General features: G+C 68.0%; 2 protein-coding genes and 2 pseudogenes. 2 read left to right on the top strand and 2 right to left on the bottom strand.

Annotated elements, in window-relative coordinates:
* The coding region (locus AC07CM_RS50655; protein WP_478883319.1) for a group II intron maturase-specific domain-containing protein at positions 1-539 on the top strand (539 nt) is incomplete at its 5' end.
* An 85-nt stretch (positions 540-624) separates the two neighbouring features.
* On the opposite strand, the pseudogene AC07CM_RS50650 reads toward AC07CM_RS50655, so the two are convergent.
* Positions 625-1355 (bottom strand): annotated as a pseudogene (locus AC07CM_RS50650) (IS3 family transposase); the annotation flags it as partial.
* A gap of 40 nt (positions 1356-1395) precedes the next feature.
* Here AC07CM_RS50650 and AC07CM_RS50645 point away from each other — a divergent pair.
* A pseudogene (locus tag AC07CM_RS50645) lies at positions 1396-1607 on the top strand (ISAs1 family transposase); the annotation flags it as partial.
* Between the two features lie 144 nt (positions 1608-1751).
* Here the strand turns inward: AC07CM_RS50645 and AC07CM_RS50640 are convergent.
* Positions 1752-2417 (bottom strand): hypothetical protein, encoded by a 666-nt coding sequence (locus tag AC07CM_RS50640; RefSeq protein WP_478883320.1) that lies wholly within the window; start codon positions 2415-2417, stop codon positions 1752-1754.
* Positions 2418-2741: the final 324 nt, after the last annotated feature.

The raw sequence follows: 2741 nt of genomic DNA, 5'->3' as shown, positions 1-2741 counted from the left end.
AAAGCCATAGGGCTTGCCCGAGCCGAGCTGCGGGGAAACCCGCATGGCCGGTTCCGAGGGGGCCCCGGCGCAGTAATGCGCTGGGGCTACCCGACTATTGCAAGGACGCGAACCGGCGGGGCTCGTACGAGCACACGGCGTTCACGTTCCTGGGGTTCACGTTCCGCGCTCGCGCGGCGCGCAGCAAGCACGGGGTGACATTTCCGTGCTTGCTGCCTGCGATCAGCAAGGAGGCCCTGAAGAGGCTCAGTTCCGAATTGCGCGGGTGGCGGATCCACCGGCGTACGGGACACACCTTCGCCCAACTCGCAAGGATCATCAACCCGATCGTGCGAGGGTGGATGCAATACTACGGAGCGTTCTATCACTCCGCGCTGAAACCCCTCCTGCGGCGCATCAATGCCTACCTGGTGCGCTGGATCCGCAGAAAGTACAAACGGCTGGCCGGGTTCAAGAAAGCCAAGGATTGTTTCCAGGGGATCACACAGCGATACCGGGGAATGTTCGCACATTGGCGCCTGTGCCGTAATTTCTGGTGATCAGGGTGACAAGAGCCGTGTAACGGGAGACTGTTACGCACGGTTCTGTGGGAGCCGGAGGGTGAGATTCCCTCCGGCTACCCGACCCGCACCACTTCTCGTCCAACTGCGCGGCGGAGAAGTCACGTTGGACGAGGTCCGGGGCCGGTGGTGCAAGCCGGTCGGGGACCGTGGTGCGCTTGCGGCGCCGTAGGTGACGGCCCTCGATACCGTGCCGGCGCATCAGGCGCTCGACGCGCTTGCGGTTGACGGCGTGCCCGAAGCCCCGCAGCTCGGCGTGGACGCGGCGGACCCCGTATGTTCCCTTGTGCGCGGTGTGGACCTCGCGGATCTCCGCGACGAGCGCGTCCTCGGCGGCCTGCCTCTCGGCGCGGGCCTTCGCGCCGGCGAGCCACCGGTAATAGCCCGAGCGGGAGACCTGCAGGACCTGGCATATCCGCTGAACGCCGAAGGTCCCGGCGTGGGCGGAGACGAAGTCCCAGCGGCGGGTCCTCACTTCATCTCCTTGGCGAAATAGGCCGCCGCCCGCCGCAGGATCTCCCGCTCGAGCTCCCACTCCTGCTCCGCCTTGCGCAGCCGGCCGTTCTCCGCGCGCAGCCGGGCCAGTTCCTCGTCCCGGCTCTCCGAGTTCTGCTCGCCGCGGCCGTGAGCACGGCCGGCATGTTCGTCGGCCTGGCGCACCCAGCTCCGCAGGGTCTCGCCGGTCACCCCGACATCCGCCGCGACCGCCGCATACGTGCGCTTCCCGCCCGCCGCGCGGTACAGCGCGACGGCATCGTTCCTGAACTCCACCGGATACGGAGACCTACGTCCCACCAGGACACCCTTCCTCGGATCTGCAAGATCCATTGTCAGAGTGTCCACACCACCGGGGTCACCTCACATCATCCCCCATCGCTGCTCCCGTTTGCCCCGCACGCCGTCTGTAGCCCTGCGTGAGGGTTCGGCGCGGATCAAGTCCGCATCCGTGTAGCGGAGTTCGAGGCGCTCGGCGATCCGCGCGGAGCCAGCGGGGTGCGCTACCGGCTCTCCTCCCTGCTGGCGCTGGTGGTCTGCAACCTGGCCCCATTCCGTCCAGCGCCCCAGGGCTCTGGATCCGGTCCCGAGAATCGCCCCCCGGACGCCCCGGCACTCAGGCGCAACCGGCGGACCTTGGCCGATCCGCTCTTTCAGCTGCGGGGCGGATACAAAACCGGCCGGACACGTCCTGGTTCACCTCGTGGCGGTGCGATGGGCCACAGGTTTGCTGGCGCGTCGGGTGGCCCACGTCCGGGCCTTGGCGGCGTCTGCGGGGCGCACGCCGGCGGTGGCGGGGTCGACTGCCTGCAGGGCGGTGTGGAGGCGGCGGATGCGCTGGTCGATGGCGATGCTGATGCGGGCGTGGTGGCCGTCGCGGATCGCAGAGATGGTGTGCGGGTGGATGCAGAGGTCGTGAGCGAGGCGGGCGGTGGGCCAGCCGCGGGCTGCGAGATCGCTCAGCATCCGGGCCGCGGGGGCGGCGTCCACGAACCCGCGGCCGGCGAGCGGGAGATGGTGCTGTTTCGGGGGCAAGGGTATGCCGAGCACTGCGTCGGCGGTGGTGCGGGCAATGCGTGGCGGCCGCTGGCCGACGGGCTTGAGGAGTCGGCGGATGAGCGTGACGGCGACGCCGGAGCGGCAGGCGATGTCCTGCGCGGACAGGCCTCGCGTGCGCAGGAGTACGGCATGGATGGCTGCCGGTTCAGAAGTGACCCGGCTGCGGCGGCCTTCGGCGTGTTCACGGGAGCGCTCGCGGCGTGCCTTGCGCGCGGCTTCCAGACACTGCGGTCGGGTGCAGCCGTAATCGGCGCAGGAGGGCTGACCGTGGCGTACGCGGCTGCGTTGGGGCCTGCGTCCCACCGCGGGCGACTGCGGATCAAGTTGAGGAGGCAGCCGCCCGCTGCCCGTCGTTCGAAGATCGCCGATCGTCCCTGAGATCATGCCCGATGTCGACTTTCGGGCGTCACCTAGCGAGCGGTCTTGGAGTGCGTCACCCTTCATGGATCCCATTTCTGTCTGCAGCCACAGCCGTACTGACTTCAGCATGATCTAAGAGTCATCACGTAGTGAGGCGATGTCCACCCGATGTCTGAGGTTCCCCCGAGATGCGGAGTGAGGTGACAGCGGGTCAGATGGTTCTCATGAAAGGACCTGTGACCATGGCTGCTCCCAGAAAGTATCCGC

This window comes from Streptomyces sp. NPDC044061, assembly GCF_056434305.1.
Note: the sequence above shows the minus strand (reverse complement) of the source record. Positions and strands in the feature narration are given on the sequence as shown.